This window comes from Apilactobacillus ozensis DSM 23829 = JCM 17196, assembly GCF_001435995.1.
In the GTDB taxonomy this organism is placed as follows: domain Bacteria; phylum Bacillota; class Bacilli; order Lactobacillales; family Lactobacillaceae; genus Apilactobacillus; species Apilactobacillus ozensis.
In genome coordinates, this window is sequence record NZ_AYYQ01000034.1 from 1 (window position 1) to 17534 (window position 17534).

11 protein-coding genes and 2 tRNA genes are annotated in these 17534 nt (G+C 30.2%); 1 reads left to right on the top strand and 12 read right to left on the bottom strand.

Annotated features, from left to right (window positions below; translation table 11 throughout):
* Positions 1-76: 76 nt before the first annotated feature.
* From FD06_RS05250 to asnB, 11 genes are all read right to left on the bottom strand, one after another.
* Positions 77-2596 carry an ATP-binding protein gene (locus FD06_RS05250; RefSeq protein ID WP_056966562.1) on the bottom strand — a complete coding sequence of 840 codons (2520 nt, stop codon included), beginning with the start codon at positions 2594-2596 and terminating at the stop codon, positions 77-79.
* Positions 2597-3769, bottom strand: coding sequence for a metallophosphoesterase family protein (locus FD06_RS05255; protein ID WP_056966563.1), 1173 nt, complete (start codon positions 3767-3769; stop codon positions 2597-2599).
* Between the two features lie 71 nt (positions 3770-3840).
* Positions 3841-5940 carry a transglycosylase domain-containing protein gene (locus FD06_RS05260; protein WP_056966565.1) on the bottom strand — a complete coding sequence of 700 codons (2100 nt, stop codon included), beginning with the start codon at positions 5938-5940 and terminating at the stop codon, positions 3841-3843.
* Positions 5941-6063: 123 nt separating this feature from the next.
* Positions 6064-7755: an arginine--tRNA ligase gene (gene argS / locus FD06_RS05265; protein ID WP_056966568.1), complete on the bottom strand. Its 1692-nt coding sequence runs from the start codon at positions 7753-7755 to the stop codon at positions 6064-6066.
* 245 nt (positions 7756-8000) lie between these two features.
* Positions 8001-8071, bottom strand: a tRNA-Gly gene (locus tag FD06_RS05270).
* 41 nt (positions 8072-8112) lie between these two features.
* A complete protein-coding gene (locus tag FD06_RS05275; RefSeq protein WP_056966570.1) occupies positions 8113-8325 on the bottom strand; it encodes a DUF2187 domain-containing protein in 213 nt (70 codons plus the stop codon).
* 93 nt (positions 8326-8418) lie between these two features.
* Complete coding sequence (locus tag FD06_RS05280; RefSeq protein ID WP_056966572.1) at positions 8419-9351, bottom strand: L-lactate dehydrogenase; 933 nt, start codon at positions 9349-9351, stop codon at positions 8419-8421.
* Positions 9352-9419: 68 nt separating this feature from the next.
* Entirely contained in the window at positions 9420-10130 is a 711-nt protein-coding gene (locus tag FD06_RS05285) for an aspartate/glutamate racemase family protein (protein ID WP_056966574.1), read from the bottom strand.
* 6 nt (positions 10131-10136) lie between these two features.
* Positions 10137-11390, bottom strand: coding sequence for a carboxylate--amine ligase (locus tag FD06_RS05290; protein WP_056966575.1), 1254 nt, complete (start codon positions 11388-11390; stop codon positions 10137-10139).
* A 4-nt stretch (positions 11391-11394) separates the two neighbouring features.
* Positions 11395-12930 carry a UDP-N-acetylmuramoyl-L-alanyl-D-glutamate--2,6-diaminopimelate ligase gene (locus FD06_RS05295; RefSeq protein WP_056966577.1) on the bottom strand — a complete coding sequence of 512 codons (1536 nt, stop codon included), beginning with the start codon at positions 12928-12930 and terminating at the stop codon, positions 11395-11397.
* Positions 12931-12942: 12 nt separating this feature from the next.
* Entirely contained in the window at positions 12943-14832 is a 1890-nt protein-coding gene (gene asnB / locus FD06_RS05300) for an asparagine synthase (glutamine-hydrolyzing) (RefSeq protein WP_056966579.1), read from the bottom strand.
* Between the two features lie 176 nt (positions 14833-15008).
* On the opposite strand from asnB, the gene FD06_RS05305 reads away from it, so the two are divergent.
* A tRNA-Leu gene (locus tag FD06_RS05305) sits at positions 15009-15092 on the top strand.
* A gap of 85 nt (positions 15093-15177) precedes the next feature.
* Here the strand turns inward: FD06_RS05305 and FD06_RS05310 are convergent.
* Positions 15178-17430: an ATP-binding cassette domain-containing protein gene (locus tag FD06_RS05310; protein ID WP_056966580.1), complete on the bottom strand. Its 2253-nt coding sequence runs from the start codon at positions 17428-17430 to the stop codon at positions 15178-15180.
* Between the last annotated feature and the right edge of the window lie 104 nt (positions 17431-17534).

Consider the following 17534-nt stretch of genomic DNA (forward strand, 5'->3'; position numbering starts at 1 on the left):
AAATAACCCCCAAATTATTGAACATTTTATTGTCCAACTTTTGGGGGTCACTTCATTCCTTTTTTATTTTATAAACTTAGATAGTAATTAATACATCATCGTTAAATGATTTTTTAGCTTTACCATCAGCAGTACAATAAATAATTTGAATTTCTTTACTGACTTCCTTAATTAGTTTCATTGCTTGATTCAATCTGTTTTCATCGTATTCATAAAATCCGTCATCAATGATGATGGGCAATTTATATTTTTCGCCAAAATTAACTGCCATTGAAAGCAAAATTGCAAAATAAAGCTGTTGCATCGTCCCTCTTGATAATTCACCAACATCAAATTTTAACTTATCGGCTCTTGTTAATTTAAGTTTACTTTTATAATAAGTAATGTTTATATAATTTGAATTAGTTAAAATAGAAAAATATTTTTTAGCTCTTTCTTTAATTTTAGGAATTAAGTCGGCTGTTGCTAAATCTAGCATTTCGTCAATCCACTGATTAGATAACTTTAAGGCAAGCCATTGATAAGTTATATGAATAATTTCAGATTCAAGATTGGCCTGTTTTTGAATTAATTCTGAATAAGTACCGTCTCTTTTTATAATCGATAATTTGGAATTTAGTTCAGTCTTATCTTTAGTTAAAGCCAACATACTATCTTGTAAGACTTTTCTCTCATAATTTAATTTAGTGTAATCACTATTTAGTTCATCAACATCAGTATATTTATTCATTGAAACATATAATTCATCAGGAATTTGTTTACTTATTTCTTTTAAATCTTTTAAATTATAAGCAATATTTTCTTGACGATTATACTCTTGAATAAATTCATCATAATTTTTTACATTTCGCTTGTTAAAAAATTCTACTAGTTGTTTTTTTAAAACTAATTTTTTGGAATTGATACTTTGTTGCTTGGATTTCAACAAAGTATAATGTTGTAAATTATTCTTATAACTGCTTATTTCATGCTCATTTTTATCAATATATTTTTTTAATTTTATTAATTTGTTGGAATAATCTTCATCGTTATTATCTAAAATATTTGTGATTTTATTGAATTTATCAAAATAATTATCTATTTTTTGTTTTAATTTAACCTTATCCGATGCTATTTGATCACGATTAATTAGTGTTTTTTTGTAATTTTTTAAAATAGGTTGAACAGCAATCCAATCATTAGGATTGTTACTTTTATAATTAAATTGTTGCTTATAAAAAGATATTTTTTCATCAATTTTAGTAACTTTTTGATTAATTTCATTCTTAGCTTTTAATTGTTTTTGATTAGATTTATAAAGTATTCCTATTATTATCGCCAAAACTAATCCAAATAAAGATAGTGACTTAGTGGTTAAAAATCCAAGCAACATCAAAACAAAAGATATCAAAAAAATAACTAAATATAAAATATTATTTTTACCAGTAGACATATTATTTGAGTTTAAAAGTTTATGTCGATTGACTAAAAGTGATTTTAGTTCAAACACCTGTTTTTGATGTAATGGTTCAGCATCTAACTCATTTGAGTAGTCATTTGAATAACTTTCAATTTGATTATTTAACGATTTTAAATTACTAATATTAGCATTATAATTAATAATGTTTTTTTCCATACTGTTAATTTCAGACTTGATATCGTCGATTTCAGACAAATGATTCTTAAACGTTTTATTTTGATCACTAATTTTGTTAGATACATTTAAATTTAATTGTTCATTTAAATTTTCAATTTTATCATCTACATTTTCTATGCTACGTGATAAGTTATCTAAAGTTTTCTTATCTTCAATGCTAAACCCAATAGGCATTTCTTTATTTTTTAGAGAGTTATATGCTTTAAGTTTTTGAAAAAGTGTCCAATTATTTTTATAACCCTGTAATGTTTTTAAATGATTATTTAATTTCGATAACTTATGACTAGCCAAGCTATATTTTTTATCAACATTATTGTATTCAAGTTCTAGTTGAGTGTATTCATTTTGATTTTGCTTTGCTTGTTCAATTTTATCTAAAAGTAATTTATAATCTTTTAGTTTTTTATTTAAGATGGGGTTCCTACCATTCTTAGCATATAACTTTTTATAACGTTTAGATAAATCATCTTTCAAAGCAATGAATTTTTCACTGCCAGCAAATCCCACTTTTTGTATTATATACGCCAATTGTTCATCACTAATTTTTGAAAAAGCTTTAGTGTCAAAATTGCCAAAATAAAATATACTATCAAAAGATTCACGATTAATTGGGCCCATAATGTCATCTAATTTTTCATTAGATATTGTTTCTCCCGAATCATTATCAACGATTGATAGTTCTCCACCGTGAGTTCCGGCTATGCGCTTTATTTTAAGCAGCTTATTATTTACATCAACCAGTAATTCTCCACCATAGGACTTAGTATTTTTAGGAATATATTGTTCATATGTATTATGACCATCCTTAAATCCAAATAGTATTCCTTTAATAAAACTAATTAATGTAGTTTTACCAGATTCATTATTACCAAAAATAACATTTAAATTTTTACTTTTTAAGGTTATTGTTGAATCCTGCCATTTACCGTACCCAAAAATATTTAATTGCTTAATTATCATTTATTCATCCCCTTTCATATTTTCACCCATTAAAATATTTTTAGCGGATTGATTTAAATCTTCAATGCTTTCATTTTTAGAAAAATGGTCGTTTATAAATGGGTACTTAAATAAAGAATCAGCAGTATTTAATATATTTTCATTATTAAAAACTTTAGACTCGGTTAGTTTCCAATATTTATCACCAATCAAATTAAAAGAATTTTGTATAGACTTCAAATTAATATTATAAACCCAAGCGTTAAGGTCAGTATAAATTGAATAAATCGCGTCTTGAACTATTTCTAACAGGTCATCACTAGACATTTCATCAATTTGATTGCAATATAAATTAATTTCTAATAAGTTAGTCTTACTAAACTGTTGTTTACTTATAGTATCAATTATTAAGTTTTTAATCTGTAATTCTGATAAATCATCAACTTTTAAATCCATACTATTCCAATCAATCACTGAAGTTGAAATAAACTTCGCCTTACTGTCATTATCAGTATCAACAAACAAATAACCTTTATCACCATTTTCATTTTTATGTCTACCCTGAATATTGCCTGAATACCAAACTGGTGGTTCAACGTTTAATTGTTGTCTTTTATGGATATGTCCTAAAGCCCAATAATCGTAGTGTTTGGCAAGTAAGTCATCAATCATAAAACTGGCATAATTAGATTCGTTACCCTGCTCTCCATGAAAAGTTCCAATTTGATAATCGATATTCTTTTTTATAGGATATTCATTAATTTTCTTTTCAGATATCCACTTATTAGTATAGCTAAAACCACATATACCGATTGTTTTATTATCAATATTAATTATCTTATTAGTAACTTGTTCTGGAAATACATAAACATTTTTAGGATATATACCTAAATCATTAGCGTGATAATCATGATTACCATAACTCATAAAAACACTTATATTTGCTTCATTAAGTTGCTGAAATTTCTCTTGTAGAAATAATTTTGCTTTAGGCGTAGGATTTTCAATATCAAATATATCACCTACAATTAAAATAAAATCAACTTTTTTACTAATAGCATCATTAACTAAATTAGTAAAAGCATTGAACGTAGAATTTAAAATCATTTTTTTTAAATTGCTGGGAAAATCATCCCCCAGTATTCCTCTAAAAGGACTTTCTAAATGCAAGTCTGCAGTATGAATAAATTTCATAAATTTCTCCTTAAAAAAAGTCGTATCATACTGAATATGATACGACTTTTAAAATACAATAGTCAAAATTTCTATTTTTCAATCATTTTTTTGGCACTTTCAATCCAATTTTCGGTATTTTGCTTAATGTTATTAAAACCGTCTTTAATACTAGAACCAAATTTGGATACACCATTTTTAATATTTTCCCAAGTGTCAGAACCATTAGCCGGTCTATTCTTTTCTTGAACCATTGAAGAGGCATCTTTAACATCAAAATTGCTATTCTTAGTAGTTGGAATAATTTGTTGCATTTCTTGTTTAAATAACGGTCCAACACCGGTGCCACTTAAATTTTCTAAATGATGAGTAGCATTGGTATTATCAAAACCTTCCCACGTTGCTACTACTACATCAGGTGTATAACCAATAATCCATTTATCTCTCGTTGCATTACTATCACCAGCATAATCAGCTTCGGTGCTTCCAGTTTTACCAGCAACTTGATATCCATCTGGTTTAGCATCAACACCAGTACCTTCATTAAATACATTTAGCATCATACTGGTCATTTCGTCAGCAACCTTACCACTCATAACTTTAGTAGGGTCACCATTATCTGTATTATCAACGACTGTAGTCCCTGATGCATCTACAATTTTTCGAATGTAATTTGGCTTAGTCATGGTACCTCCATTAGCAAAAGCTGTATAAGCTCCAGCCATTTCTTGAGGCGATACCCCTTTAGAAGTTCCACCTAAAGCTAAAGCTAAATTATTATCACTTTCGCTAATTGGTAGACCAAATTTTTTAACTGACTTATATCCTTCATCAGTACCTATTTTATTTAAAAGCCACACTGCAGGTGCATTCATACTATCAGCTAAAGCTTTATACATTGGAATTTTACCAGTATATTGATCATTATAATTTTTAGGTGTGTAATGGTTTGAACCGTAAGATTTTTTCTTATTAACCAGACTAGAATCATAAGAATAACCATTTTCTAAAGCTGGTGTGTAAACAGCAATCGGTTTTAAAGTTGAACCTGGTTGTCTTTTAATTTGATAAGCACGATTGTAACCTCTAAAAATATGTGTACCGCGTCCACCTACGACAGCCATGACGCCACCATTTTTTGGATTTACTGCAACTGATGCCGCTTGCACTTTCGTACCATCGGCAGCATTATTTGGAAACATACTAGGATTGTCAAATGAATTTTGCATCGCTGTTTGCTGTTGTTGATTTAAATTAGTGTATATTTTATATCCCTTATTCATAATATCAGACTCAGATATATGATATTTATTAACAGCTTCATCAATTACTGCATCAAAATAATAAGGGTATTTATATTTATCTTTATATGAATAGTTATCCTTCAAATTAATAGGTAATGTTTTTAAATAGTTTGCTTTACTTTGTGATAACTTATTATTTTCTACCATCAACTGTAATACTACATTACGTCTAGCTTTTGCTAAATCTGGATGATCTACTGGATTAAATCTTCCTGGATTAGTTAACATACCAGCAATAACAGCAGCATCTTGAACTGATAAATCTTTAGCTGGCATTCCAAAGTATCTTTGAGAAGCATCTTCTACTCCATAAACACCATTACCAAAATAAGCAGTATTCATGTACATAGATAAAATTGCATTTTTAGAGTAAACGTTTTCCACTTGAATTGAAATAAATAGCTCTTTTAGTTTTCGGCTGTATGTTTGCTCTTGAGTTAAATACGCATTTTTAACTAATTGTTGCGTTAAAGTACTACCACCACCACTGATGTAATTACGATGCATTATTTTATTTTTAATTACCATTAAGGCTGCTCTTCCAATTCCTTTAATTGAAAAACCATGTTCATGATAAAAATTACGATCCTCAGTCGATAAAATAGCATTCGGAATGTTAGGCGAAATCCGTTTAAAACCCACATACGTACCTTTTTGCGAGTAAATACTACCTGCTTTATTATTATTAGAATCATATATTCTAGTTGTTTTTTCTAGGGATGAGTGCAGTGTCCCAACATCGATAGTTTTAGCTACATAGGTACAATATGAACTAATAATAAAAATGGCTGCAAGTATAAATATAATTAAAAATTTAGTTATAAAATATCTCTGCCAAAATGCTCTAAGCTTAGATAAAAAATAACTAAAATTATTATTTTTTTCCATTAACAGTTTTCTCCTTTTATAAGGGAATTTTACTTTTAAACAAACACTATTTTACAACAAATCAATAAATTTATTCATAATAAAAAAGTACATTTAACAAAAATGTTAAATGCACTCTATTTATTACATTGCATCTGGAGCTTTAACACCAAGTAATCTCAATGATTCTTTTAATACAATTGATACAGATTTAACTAAAGCTAATCTAGCATTGAGTTCACTATCATCAGCCAATATCTTAGAATGAGCGTAGTATTTGTTAAATGCTTTGGCTAAACGTAAGGAATATTTAGCAACGACTGAGGGTTCTAATTCCTTGCAAGCCATTTTGATGATATTTGGAAAATCATTTAATAACTTAATAGTATCCCATGATTCAGTGTCGTTAAGCTTGTAGTCGTTATCATTAAATTCAGTTTTACCAGCTTTTCTTAAAATACTTTCAGCACGAGCGTGTGAATATTGTACGTAAGGACCTGTTTCACCTTCAAAACGTAGTTGGTCTTCTAGCACGAAATCAATATTGTTAATTTTTTCGTTCTTCAAATCACCAAATACAATTGCTCCAACACCTACTTCATTAGCAACTTCTTCTTTATTTGGTAAGCTTGGATTCTTTTCTTCAATTTGCTTTTTAGCAATTTCAATAGAATCATTTAAAACCTCGTCTAGTAAAATAATTCTACCAGAACGTGTTGATAACTTCTTACCATTAACAGTAATTAAACCAAATGGAACATGGTATAGATGTTCAGCTGAAGGAACTCCCATTTCTTTAAGTACTGCTTTTAATTGTTTGAAGTAATAAGTTTGTTCTGAACCTACTACATATAAATTCATAGCTGGCTTGTAGGTACGATCACGATACAAAGCAGTTGCAATATCACGAGTAATGTATAAAGAAGCTCCATCACTCTTTAAAATAAGTGCTGGATTTAAATCATACTTACTTAGATCAACAATAGTAGCACCTTGTGACTTACTTAGTAGACCTTTACCGTTTAAAATATCGATAACTTCTTGCATTTTATCGTTATAGAATGCTTCACCATTATAAGTATCAAATTTAACGCCTAATTTGTCATAAATTTTATCAAAGGCTTCAATTGAAACTTCACGGAACCATTTCCATAATTTAATGGCTTCTTCATTACCATTTTCAAGTTTTTTGAACCAGTCACGAGCAATATCATCTAATTCAGGATTTTCTTTGTCTAGTTTATGAAATTTAACATAGTACTTAACCAAATAGTTGATAGGGTCTTTTTTAACATCTTCTTCATTACCCCATTTCAAGTAAGCAGTAATTAACTTACCAAATTGAGTACCCCAATCACCTAAATGGTTATCTTTAACTGGGTGATAACCGTTTTTAGTTAAAATGTTAGCTATTGAGTTTCCAATTACAGTAGATCTTAAATGGCCCATTGAAATAGGCTTAGCAATGTTAGGTGATGACATATCAATAGTTACATTACCGTTTTTTCCATCATCATTAGCACCATAGTTACTGCCATCATTTAAAACATTCTTAATAACATTGTTACTAAAAGCACTCTTATCTAAGAAAAAGTTAACATATGGTCCTACAGCAACCACTTTTTCGAAACTATCTTTTTCAATTTTATCTACGATATCTAAAGCAATTTGTTGGGGAGCTTTACGCAAAACTTTAGCTAAAGCAAATGCTGGAAAGGCTAAATCTCCCATTTCAGAAGTTTTAGGTCTTTCAATTTTACTATAAATATCATCAACTGATAATTCGTTATCAATGGCTTTATTTACTGCTTGTGAAACTTGTTTTTTATAATCCATAATCATTTTACCTCCTAAATATAAAAAGTCCCTTACAATAAAAATTGTAAGAGACGAGTTTTCCCGCGGTACCACTCTAATTGATATAAATCCACTTTATAATTTATTTAACTGTGTTCTAAAAAGTGCGATTCGAAGCATTTAATTACCCAGCTCTCATCATCCTAGGCTCGCTAAAAATTAAAATGCATCTACTATTCTCTTATTATCGAACATAAAGAAAATCTAATTATATAATTTTCTAAAGCGGGTAACGGGAATCGGACCCGCGACTTAAGCTTGGGAAGCTTATATTTTACCACTAAACTATACCCGCATATGAAATGATTATAACATAATCAACACATGCATGTATAATTATTTTTTAGTAATTTTGGCATTCTTCTTGCTTACAATCGCTCTTTTATTATATTCATTTACAACTATTGAATCTTCTTTATTACTATCAGTTATAAATACCATGACAGAATTTTCATATATTTTTTCAATTTTTCCATAAAAATCGTGTTTTAAGTAACCAAATTTTGGTGCTGAAACATAATCACCAATTTTTAGCTCTTTTTCAGCCATTATTTTCACCTCAATCACATAGAATTAACGTGATATGATATTACCAAATAAAGACTGCTATATCAAGACTTAAAACAGTTAAAAATAAATTAATTATCCGTTTAAAACTTCTTCATATTTATTTTTAATATAGTTAGCTGAACTTTGCAATTTATTTAATTCATTTTCAGAAAGTTCTAATTTTGTTTGCTTAATTATTCCCTCACGTCCAACAACTGCTGGATATGATAAGTAAACACCATATTCTTCTCGATAGTTAGAAACTGGTAACACTGTCATTGAATTATTTAACACAACATTCATTAATCTAACCGCTGCAGTAGCAACTCCATAACTAGTATACTTTTTACCATTAAATACAGTAAATCCACCGCTACGTGCATCTTCATCTAACTGATCTAAATCTAAATGATATTCATCAACTAAATCATAAATAGAGTGTCCCAAAACGTCTACTGTTGACCAAGCTGTAAATTGTGAATTACCGTGTTCTCCTAAGTTATAACCGTTAACAGATCTTGAATCTACCCCTACCTTTTTAGCAACTGCACGTTTCATTCTAGCAGAATCAAGTAAAGTTCCCGTTCCCATAACACGTTCTTTAGGCAATCCAGTAAATTTTTGATATAAAGAAGTAATCACATCCACTGGATTAGTAATTGCAATTAAAATGCCTTTAAATCCAGATGCTTTAATTTTTTTAGAAACTTCGATAACATTTTTTTGATTAAAAGGTAGCTCCGCGAAACGATTGCCTTTGGCTTCAGGAGTATCTAAAATTCCAATGTTCCCTAATGCTGATATGATAACATCGGCATCTTTTAATTGATCATAATCATTTACAAAAATATTAGTATGACAATCTAAATTAGGCATAGCCTCTTCAAAATCAATTGCATCAGCATTAACTTTTTTATCATTAATGTCAATTAAAACTAAATCATCCACAAATCCATTTGCAACAATATAATGGGCAACTGTAGAACCAACATGTCCATCACCAATAATTCCAACTTTTCTAGACATATAAACAACTCCTTTTTAAGAATTTTATCATTATTTTTTAATTTAATAAAGTCAAAATAAAAAAGAGCTTATAGCTCTTTTTTATTTTTTGCCATTTCGATTGTTTTATCTACTAAAACCGACTGTGCATCCACCACATTAAAATCATGATTGCCTGCACGTTCTTGGGCAACCGAAAGTTCAGTACATCCCAATATAACAACGTCACTATCTAATTCGTTAGTCATTTCATCTAAAATGTTATGATATAAATCAACATTGACCTTATTTTTTTCTTTTACCCATTTATAAATTAACTCCATCGTTTCTAATTGCACATGTTCAGTTGGGCGAATTAAATTATAACCCATCGCTTTAATCTCATTATCATAAATATGATCATGAATAGTCCCTTGCGTTGCGATTAATCCAACATTTCTACAATTAGGAAAAGAAGTTTTAATAGATTTAACAGCTTCTTTAGGCATATGCAAAATTGGAGCGTTAGCTACCGATTGCAACTGTTCATAGAAATAATGTGCAGTATTACATGGCAGCGTGTAAAAATCCGGCTTTAATAAATTTTGTTGTTGTATGTCCTCAACTAAGTCATTTAAAGGATTGGGTTTACTATGGTCTAAAATATAATCAGTTCGGTCTGGAATAGTAGCATGATTAACCAAAATGTAATTTAAATACTCTTGATCGTAATGTGCGTCAGTACGCTCATTTAGAAGATGAATATAGCTTTCTGTGGCTTCGGTTCCCATACCACCGATAATTGAGAAAAAGTTTCTCATAAAAAATCATTCCTTATTAATTGAAAAATAACGATCAAAATTCTTCTTATAAATATGTTTCATCCAAGTTATTAATAACCAACGTTTAAAATTACGGTCCTTATCATACCAGAAAGTTGTACCAAATTTACCTTCGTTAATTAAGTTGTTAGCTAAATCTTTTTCAGAATTTTCCTTAGCATACTTTCTAAATACGTTTTTACCAACACCTAACCATAAACTATAATTTTCTTTATTCTTGTTACCGTATACAGTTGGTTGGTCTTTTAAGCTATCGTAAACATAATCTTGAATAACCCAATCAGCCAAATTATAACCGGCTAAAGTTACAAAAAAGCTACTACGGCCCTGTCTCAAATTAATTTCAAATAACTTGTAAGAACCGTCACGAGAATCATACTTCATATCAAAGTTAGCATATCCTGTGAACTTAATATCCTCAAGAAACTTTTGAATCATATCATAAATTGCTTGATTGTATTCAGGAATAATTGCTACATAGTTACCAATTGAAGAAGGTGATGGATCTTCCAATAATGGATGACCTAAGCACATCATTTTTACTTTATGGTTTTTGTCAACATATGCATTTAATACACGCATGTTGCTGTCATCACCTGGAATAAAGTCTTGAAGTATTAAGTCAGATGTATAACCATTTTCATATATTTTAGAAACAATATCTTTAAATTCTGCTTCTGATTTAATGACAAAGGCCTTTTTACGACCTTCAAAATGAATATCTAACCATTCAACACTATTAGTTGGTTTTAAAGCAACTGGATAACCAAATGGTTGTTTAATTGGTTGGTCACTTTCAAAATCATTTTTAGTAATAATCTTAGTTTTTGGATAGGGAAGATTGTGTTTATCACACATATTGTAGAAATTTTCTTTGCTATTAAGTTGCTTAATTAATTTGAAATCAACATATGGGCAAACAAAAACATCACTCAATTCGTCTTTATGTTTGGAAATTAATTCAGCATATCCATCGCCACAACCAATTAAGATTACAGGCTCTTGATGATTAGCATACACTTTTTTAAGTTCACGCATTTCTTCAATCCATTTAGGATCTTCACTAAATCCAGGAATGGTTGTTAAATCAACAATTTTAGTATATCTAGTAGGTGCTAAACGTACTTCTGCATAAGCTTTAACTGGCTTATGATATTTTTCGTATAGTGATCTAGCCATTCCATAAACATTAAAATCACTACCTAATAATATTGGTGTAAAATTTTTTAAATCACTCATTATTCTATAATCCCTTCAAAATGTTATTAACCACTACTGAATCTGTTTCGTAAGGTGTATCTACTCCGTTAATTTTTTGGTAAGGATCACGGCCCTTGCCGGCAACGACTATAATTGAGTTCTTATCACCACTAAGAATAGCTTTTTTGATAGCTTCCTTACGATCCATTACGAAATGAACATCTACTTTTTGATGATCAATATGCGCATCAATTTCCTTAGCAATGTCTAAAGGATTTTCAAAGGCTGGATCATCAGTCGTTAAAAATGCTTCATCAGCATTTTCTGTAAGTGCCTTACCAAAACCTTCTCGACGGTCTACACCCTTATTTCCAGGACTACCCACTACAACAATTACTCTTCCTTTAGGACTCTTGCTTTTTAAGAATCCAAGTAGAGCATGCATACTGGCATAGTTATGAGCATAATCTACATAAACAGTTCCATGATTTTTACTTTCATAGGATTCCATTCTCCCAGGTATTAACACAGAAGATAAGCCTAGTTTAGCATCTTGCACTTTAGAACCAGCAATAGCAGCAGCAATAATTGCTGAGGCAGCATTAGATTCGTTATAGTCACCCACTACGGCTAATTCATAGTCACTATCAATATTTAATTTTTTACATTTATCAGATACTGATAATACTTTAATAATATTAGAATTTAAATCGTCAGAGATGCTACTAAATTGGCAATCAACTGGTAAGTTCATTGAATTGGTAAATCCATTACGACTGTATAAATAAACATTATTAGGCTGAGATGTAGCCTTAGCGGTATAGTAAACATCATCTAAATAGTCAGTTTCAGCATTGATTATACATGTTCTAGAATTAACTAATAACTGTTCTTTACAGTGTAAATAATCAGCGAATGTAGGATGTTCATTCGGTCCAATATGGTCTGGAGAAATATTCAAGAAAAGTCCTACGTCAAATTTTAAGCCAAAAACACGATTTTTTTTGTATGCTTGCGAAGATACTTCCATAACTAAATGAGTCATGCCATTATCAACAGCTCTACGCATATTTTTAAAAATATCGATAGACTCTGGAGTAGTTAAATGTGATTTAAAACGGTCTTCCGGCTTATTTCCTAGAACTGTATCAATGGTTGAAAATAAGGCTATCTTATTATTAGTAGTGTTTTTTAAAATACTGCGTACAAAATAAGATGAAGTGGTTTTACCCTTAGTTCCAGTGTAAGCAATAATAAACAAGTCATTTTGCGGATACCCATAAAAAGCAGCTCCAATTAAAGACATTGATTTTTGAATGTCAGATACTTGAATTGAAAGCATACCTTGACCAGCTTCATATGTTTTTTCTGAAACATATGCCGTTGCCCCAGCTTTTTTAGCACTCAATAGATATTCTTCTTTAAAATTACCCTTACAGCAAAACAATGTTTTTGGCGTAACTTGTCTAGAATCATAAGTTAAATTTTCAAAAGCTAAATCATCAGCAAGCGATTCCACATTAGTTAATAAATTATGTTCTTTTAGGATGGTTAATATTTCTGTAAGTCTTAATGACAATTTAAAAACTCCCTATAAAGCTTGAGTAAGATGTACTTCATCAATTGTTTTTGCACTAGTATTTTCTGGGAAGTAAACTTCATACCACAAAATAAATGTGTAAATAGTGAAAATCTTTTGCATATTTGACTTACCTTCACCATGTTCTTTAAGTAAACGCATTAATTCATCAACATTAAAGAATTTTTCAGCTACGTCTGAATTAAATGCTCTAACGATTTTTTTGTGGTATTTAGGTTCATTCATCCAACTAGCAATTGGTGAAGGAAAGCCCATCTTTTCTTTCATCGCAACTTTGTCTGGTAATGCAGATTCAGCAGCTTTTCGTAATGAAATCTTAGTTCCTTCTTTATTGATACGAGTTTTAATTGGCATAGTAGCTGCAAATTTAGCTATTTCTTTATCAACCAATGGAGTTCTAACTTCTAGTGAGTTAGCCATACTCATACGGTCTGCCTTTTGTAAAATATCAAAAGGTAACCATGTATTTATATCAAAATATTGCATTTGAGTCATTTCATCTTTACCTTGAACTTCATCAAAAATGTGTTTTGAGTAATCACCAGAATCCATATTAAGTGATGGGTTCTTCAATACACGATTACGATCATCATAATTAAATACATAGTTAACACGATAGTAACGTTCGCTTAAAGGTTGAGCCCCACGAATCAAGAAGCGACGGCCATGGAATCTAGGCATCTTTTCAGCAATGTTAGCCAATGCTTTACGAGCAAAACGAGGCACAAATTTTTGGTATCTTTCAAATGGAACCGCTTCTAAATAAGTATTATATCCACCAAAGAATTCATCGGCACCTTCACCAGATAAGGCAACTTTAACATTTTTTCTAGTTCCTTGAGCTAGATAAAATAATTGTACGGCTGAAGGATTGGATAATGGTTCGTCCATGTAATACATCATAGTTGGTAAGAAATTAAAGTAATCATCACCAGTTATTTTAATTGGTGTGTTCTTTTGACCAATTTGTTGAGCAAAATCTGTCGACCATGCTAACTCACTATATTTAGAATTATCGAATCCTAATGAAAATGATTGAATTGGTTTTAACTTGGAAGCTTCATTTAAAACATAGCTGGAATCTACCCCACTAGAAAGAAAACTACCAACTTCAACATCAGCAATCATATGAGCTTTAACAGAATCTTTAACTAAAGCTTCAATTTTTTTAGCATTGCCTTCGATGGTTTCATTTTCATCAATATGGTCATAATTAAATCTGAAGTATGGTTTCATTTCAGTAGTTTTAGCATCAATGTCATGAATGAAATAGTTACCTGGCATTACTTTGAAAACATTCTTGAACATAGTTTCTTTTGAAGGGATAAATTCAAAGCTAAGGTGAATTGGTAATAATTTTTCATTTAATTCTTTTTTAAATGCTGGGTTTTCTAAAAATGATTTAATTTCAGAACCATACATAAAGCTTTCGCCATCATCATAGTAATATAGTGGCTTAATTCCAAAATGATCACGAGCCCCAAATAATTGATTCTTAGTACTGTCGTAAATAACAAAGGCAAACATTCCACGTAACTTTTGTAATAAGTCTTTACCCCACGCTTCATATCCACGAATTAAAACTTCAGAATCAACATCAGTGGAAAATTCATAACCCATTGATTGTAATTCTGATCTAATTTCTTTATAGTTATAAATTTCACCATTGAAAGTTAATACCTTTTTATTATCAGAACTATAAAGTGGTTGGCCTCCATGAGCTAAATCAATGATTGAAAGTCTTCTAAATGCCATGGAAACTTTATCATTTTGGAAATACTTTTCATCGTCAGGTCCACGATGTTTAATTCGATTAGCCATTTTTTCAATTGTTGTATTAGGAACATCTTTTTGATTAACATATCCACAAAATCCACACATAATATTTTCTCCTCTTAAGATACATCAAAGTTATTTTTATTATTTTAGTTATTTTTAATTTTATTAACACTGCTCACATTGTAACAAAGTTGATATTATAGTACCATTCATCTAGTTAGATATGGCTATATATAACGTGCAAAATATTACAATTAGATGTAGAATTAACTTGCTAGGCCCCAATGGCGGAACTGGCAGACGCGCAACGTTCAGGTCGTTGTTTGATTTTTCAAGTACAGGTTCGAATCCTGCTTGGGGCATATTATTTATTATATACCAAAATAAACATTTTTAAGCATAAAAAAGAGTGATTTACTTACATTAAATAAATCACTCTTTTTTTATTTACATATTATATTTTTTTAAATACTTTCCAGTTATTGATTTCTCATCTAATGTAGATTGCTCAGGAATGCCTTGATATAAAATGTGACCACCATTGATTCCGGCTCCTGGTCCAACATCAATCATCCAATCAGCTTTACTAATGATTTCTACATTATGTTCCACCACAATAAGAGTATTACCATCGTTAACTAATTCACTAAATAATTTTTCAATTCGCTTTACATCTTGCATGTGCAAACCAGCTGTTGGTTCATCAAGAATATAAACTGTCCCCTTATTATTTAGTTGATTAGCTAATTTCAATCTTTGAACTTCACCACCTGATAAAGTATCTAGAGATTGACCTAACGATAGATATCCTAACCCAACTTTTTGCATATTAGACAATTTTGCAACGATTTCGTCATTATTTTCAAAAAAATCATGTGCATCAGATATTGACATGTTCAAAACTTCACTGATGTTTTTACCATTATATAGGTAACTAAGTGCCTCATCATTATATCTTTTACCATGACAACGTTCACACACCTGAATTACTGGATCCATAAATGCCATATTGGTAATATTAACACCCTTACCTTTACACATAGGACATTTACCTTTTCCATTATAGCTAAACAAAGAACGCGAAACTTTGCCGTTAGCATTGCTAAATAATTTTCGAATTGAATCTAATATATTTAGGTATGTGGCTGAAGTAGCCCTAATATTTACGCCAACCGAATCTTGTGATAAATCTACATAATCTGAACTCAAATGTTTTTTAATTGAATTAACTAGAGAACTTTTCCCCGAACCAGCCACTCCTGAGATTACCGTCTCGGCATTCATCGGAATATCGACACTAACTGAATGCAAATTATGGACTTGGGCATCACGTATTTTCAAAAATTCACTATGTTTCTTAGTATCTTTGAAAGTCAATTTATTACGTAACATTTTTCCAGTGATTGTGTCAGACTTAAACATTTCATCGTAAGTTCCAGAAAAAGTAACTTCTCCACCATCTTTTCCAGCACCAGGTCCAATTTCAAATACATAGTCAGCTACTGGAATCAATTCAGGGTTATGTTCAACTATTACTACAGTGTTACCACTATCTCTTAATTTAAACAATGCTTTTTTTATTAACTCAATATCTTTAGGATGTAAGCCTACACTTGGTTCATCGAGTATATAAAGCATGTCAACAAGCGAGCTATTCATAAACTTAGCAATCTTTATTCTTTGCACTTCACCACCTGATAAAGTATCAGTACTTCGATCTAAAGTCAGATAGTCCAAGCCTAAATCAATTAAGGACTGTAACTTAGCTTTTAATTCACGAATAACTTCTAATGCAAGCGAATTTTTAATACTATCTAAGAACAATAATACTTTAGCTAAATTCATTTGTAAGACATCTGCTATATTGTAATTATTTATTTTACATTTTAAAATGTCATCCTTTAATTTTTTACCATGACATTTAGGACAAATTTTTCTAGTTACAGTATTAGCGATAGCTTTTTTATGATGCTGTCCCTCACGACTTTCTAAAATTGAACGTTTGATTCTAGGAATTAAACCTTCATAAAGAATAGAATTTTTCCATTGTTTAGGAGCGTTTTTTAATTTTTGTTGAGGTGCATAAAGTAACATATTAAGTTCATGGTCAGAATATTCTTTAAGTGGTTTATCATTATCAAACAAACCAGTGTACGCATATCTTTTCCAACGCCACGTATTCGGTCCAAAACTAACAAAGGTTATTGCCCCTTCGTTAAGTGACTTATTATAGTCTAAAATCTTTTCGGGCTTAATTTCATCAACATAGCCTAATCCTTGACATTCATCACACATTCCCTGTGGCAAATTAAATGAAAAAGCATCAGAATAACCAACCCAAGGTTTTCCAATTCTAGAAAATAATAATCGCAGTAATGAATAAATGCCAGTATAAGTAGATAGTGTCGACCTAGGATTTTTCCCAACCTTTTTTTGTTGAATAACGATTGCTACTGGTAAATTTTCGATATTCCCGACATGTGGAGCCCCATACTTAGGGAGATATTGTTGTGTAAAACTAGGAAATGTCTCATTTAATTCTCTTCTAGAGTTAGCAGCCAAAGTATCAAAAACTAATGACGATTTTCCAGAACCTGATAATCCTGTAAAAACTGTTATTAAATGCTTTGGTATTTTTAAACTTATATCTTTTAAATTGTTTTGATGAGCATCTTTTATATGAATAAAATCATTTGTCATAAATCGAACTCCTCTTTGTAAATATAGTTATTATTATAAAATTAATAAATATAAAATGCATTCAAATGAATTTTCGCCATTTTGATATATAATTAAAGTAACTA

Coding starts and splice junctions, on each gene's coding strand:
- FD06_RS05285 (WP_056966574.1), bottom strand. CDS start 10,130: ATGAGAAACTTTTTCTCAATTATCGGTGGTATGGGAACCGAAGCCACA.
- FD06_RS05280 (WP_056966572.1), bottom strand. CDS start 9,351: ATGTCTAGAAAAGTTGGAATTATTGGTGATGGACATGTTGGTTCTACA.
- argS (WP_056966568.1), bottom strand. CDS start 7,755: ATGGATTATAAAAAACAAGTTTCACAAGCAGTAAATAAAGCCATTGAT.
- FD06_RS05310 (WP_056966580.1), bottom strand. CDS start 17,430: ATGACAAATGATTTTATTCATATAAAAGATGCTCATCAAAACAATTTA.
- FD06_RS05255 (WP_056966563.1), bottom strand. CDS start 3,769: ATGAAATTTATTCATACTGCAGACTTGCATTTAGAAAGTCCTTTTAGA.
- FD06_RS05290 (WP_056966575.1), bottom strand. CDS start 11,390: ATGAGTGATTTAAAAAATTTTACACCAATATTATTAGGTAGTGATTTT.
- FD06_RS05260 (WP_056966565.1), bottom strand. CDS start 5,940: ATGGAAAAAAATAATAATTTTAGTTATTTTTTATCTAAGCTTAGAGCA.
- asnB (WP_056966579.1), bottom strand. CDS start 14,832: ATGTGTGGATTTTGTGGATATGTTAATCAAAAAGATGTTCCTAATACA.
- FD06_RS05275 (WP_056966570.1), bottom strand. CDS start 8,325: ATGGCTGAAAAAGAGCTAAAAATTGGTGATTATGTTTCAGCACCAAAA.
- FD06_RS05250 (WP_056966562.1), bottom strand. CDS start 2,596: ATGATAATTAAGCAATTAAATATTTTTGGGTACGGTAAATGGCAGGAT.